Source organism: Endozoicomonas sp. SESOKO1 (genome assembly GCF_024606265.1).
In the GTDB taxonomy this organism is placed as follows: Bacteria; Pseudomonadota; Gammaproteobacteria; order Pseudomonadales; family Endozoicomonadaceae; genus Endozoicomonas.
Window position 1 is genome coordinate 1 of the sequence record NZ_JAHHPP010000084.1, and the last position, 3,026, is coordinate 3,026.

General features: G+C 53.2%; 2 protein-coding genes. Both read left to right on the plus strand.

Going from position 1 to position 3,026, the window contains the following annotated elements; genetic code table 11:
* On the plus strand, positions 1–1,503 hold a 1,503-nt coding region (locus KDK13_RS04510), incomplete at its 5' end, for a vitamin B12 dependent-methionine synthase activation domain-containing protein (RefSeq protein ID WP_257283742.1).
* Positions 1,504–1,613: 110 nt separating this feature from the next.
* Positions 1,614–2,936 carry an MATE family efflux transporter gene (locus KDK13_RS04515; protein WP_257283743.1) on the plus strand — a complete coding sequence of 441 codons (1,323 nt, stop codon included), beginning with the start codon at positions 1,614–1,616 and terminating at the stop codon, positions 2,934–2,936.
* The last annotated feature ends 90 nt before the right edge of the window (positions 2,937–3,026 follow it).

Here is a 3,026-nt window from a genome sequence, read left to right on the forward strand (position 1 = left end):
GTTGCCCATCTTGTGCCCTTTATTGAACGGGAAAAAGGCAGCAGCGCCCGGTCCAATGGCAAGATTCTGCTGGCCACGGTAAAAGGCGATGTACACGACATTGGTAAAAACATTGTCGGTGTCGTTCTGGCCTGTAACAATTTTGAGGTTATTGACCTTGGGGTGATGGTTCCCTGCGAAACCATTCTGAAAACCGCGGTGGAAGAAGACGTTGATATTATCGGGCTCAGTGGCCTGATCACCCCATCTCTGGATGAAATGGTTCATGTGGCCAGTGAGATGCAGCGTCAGGGCATCAAGCTGCCACTGATGATTGGTGGAGCGACCACATCACGGGCCCATACGGCGGTGAAAATTGAGCCGCAGTTCCAGGATGACCTTGCCATCTATGTCACCGATGCCTCGCGCAGCGTAGGGATTTCAACCCGGCTGATGAGTGATTCATTAAAGCCCGCCCTGGTAGAAGAGACCCGCTCCGAGTATGAAAAAATCCGTATCCGTCACGAAAAACGGGGCAACAAACGGGCACTGCTCACTTACCGGGAAGCCCTGGATAATGCCTTCAAACCGGACTGGTCCCGTTACCAGCCACCGGTTCCGACGTTTACCGGCGTTAAGGTGTTCGATGACTTCCCGATGGAGGAATTGGTCAATTACATCGACTGGACGCCGTTCTTTATTACCTGGGATCTGGCCGGTAAGTTTCCTGCCATTCTGAAAGATGAAGTAGTCGGTGAAGCAGCCACCAGCCTGTATCACGATGCACGGCAGATGCTGGATAAACTGGTCAGCGAAAAGTTGATCCGTGCCCGGGCAGCCATAGGCTTTTGGCCTGCCAACCAGATCAATCAGGATGATCTGGCCATCTATCAGGATGACACCAGAAGCGAGGTCAAAACAACCCTGCACCACCTCCGCCAGCAGGCACCAAAACCGGAGGATAAGCCCAATTACAGCCTGTCTGACTTTGTGGCCCCGGAATCATCCGGTTTGCCTGACTACGTTGGCGGTTTTGTGGTGACGGCTGGTATCGGTGCAGACCAACTGGCCAGGCAATATGAACAAGCGGGTGATGACTACAACAGCATCATGGTGAAAGCTCTGGCGGACCGTCTGGCGGAAGCGTTTGCGGAATGTATGCATGAAAAAGTGCGCAAGGAGTACTGGGGTTATGCCTCCAATGAACAGCTCAGTAATGAAGAGTTGATCAGGGAAAAATACGCCGGTATTCGTCCAGCGCCCGGCTACCCGGCTTGCCCGGACCATACGGAGAAAGCAGCACTATCCGCTCTACTGAACGGTGAAGAAAATGCCGGTGTGTCACTCACCGAACACTTTGCCATGATGCCTGCGGCCAGTGTCAGTGGCTGGTATTTCTCCCATCCACAAGCGAAATATTTCGGCCTGGGTAAAATCGATAAAGACCAGCTGGCCGTTTACGCTGAACGTAAAGGCTGGTCTTTAGAGGAAGCGGAACGCTGGCTTCGTCCAAACCTGGCCTAGTCTTGCGTTTCATCCTGAAAATAGCGTACTGCTATAAGAGGTTATATATTTTTCTGAGCGCTGGTTTGGTCAACTGGCAATGCAAAACGGTTAACCGTAATGGAGTCAGTTTGAAGCAAAGGCTTGCCACCATTTTTCAGCTGGGAATCCCTATCATGCTGGCCATGCTCTCCCAGAGCATGATCAACCTTGTTGACGCTGCACTGGTGGGTCCCCTGGGAGAGGATGCCCTTGCCGCTGTGGGTGCTGGCAGCTATGCGAACTTTGTAGCACTATCATTAATGACCGGCCTGTCAGCGGCTATCCAGGCTCAGGTTGCCCGCCGCGTTGGTGCAGGCCATCTGCATGAATGCGCCATGCCAGCCAATCACGGACTGATGATCGCATTCTGCTTTGCCATGCCGGTCAGTATTATTCTGGTAATAACTTCCCCCTGGGTGCTTGAGTTATTCGATCAAAGTTCCCCCACCTTTAAAGGGGAAGCAACCGGCTATTTCCAGATTCGGGTCATGGCCCTCACCGCAGCAGCGATGAACCTCTCATTTCGAGGTTTCTGGAACGGCATTGGTGAGCCACAGGGTTTTCTGAAACTGCTTGTCGGTACTCATATTTGCAATGTGATCTTCAGCTTTGTCCTGATATACGGAAAACTTGGCCTGCCTGCCATGGGTGTAAAAGGAGCCGCCCTGGGAACCCTGCTGTCCATGTACATGGGAGCCTTTCTCAATTTCCGGATTCTCAATAAGCGAGCCAGAAAATTCGGATTCCTGACTCACTGGAGGAATTGGGCAGCATTAAAGCGCCTGGTTTTCCTGGCTATTCCTGACTCCCTGCAACAGACCCTGTTTGCCCTTGGCATGATGATGCTGTTTGCCATTGTTGCCCAATTAGGCATCCGTGAAATGGCCATCACCCATGTGTTAATGAATGCCTCCCTGATGCTGATACTGCCGGGTGTGGGTCTGGGCATGGCTGCCAATACCCTGGTCAGCCAGAGCCTTGGTGCCCGGGAACCTGAGGTTGCCTGGCGCTGGGGGCAGGAAGTCATGTATACAGCCAGCGCCGTGTTACTGGTTCTGAGCCTGCCGTTGATTTTTACTCCTGAGGCTGTGCTGTCGCTCTTTCTCCATGATCCTTCACTAGTGGCAATGGGCTCGATACCGATGCAGTTAACCGGCATCGGCATTGTCCTGGATGCGCCCTCCCTGGTATTTGTCCAGGCCTTACTGGGAGCGGGTGCCAACCGGACGGTTCTCGGTATCCGGTTTGTTGCTCAATGGCTAATCCTGTTACCGCTGTGCTGGCTCACAGGCCCCGTCCTGGGGCTTGGTCTTACCGCCGTCTGGACAGTACCCACAGTACAGCGATTGATTACCTCGGCAAGCTTCCTGATTATCTGGCGATCACGGCGGTGGAGTAAGGTACAGGTTTAACCCGGATATTTCATAAACTGCCCCGAATCTCGCGAAGGACTTTGTCGCTCTAAGGGATTTTGTGAAGGAGCGCCGTACCGGGGAGTACGG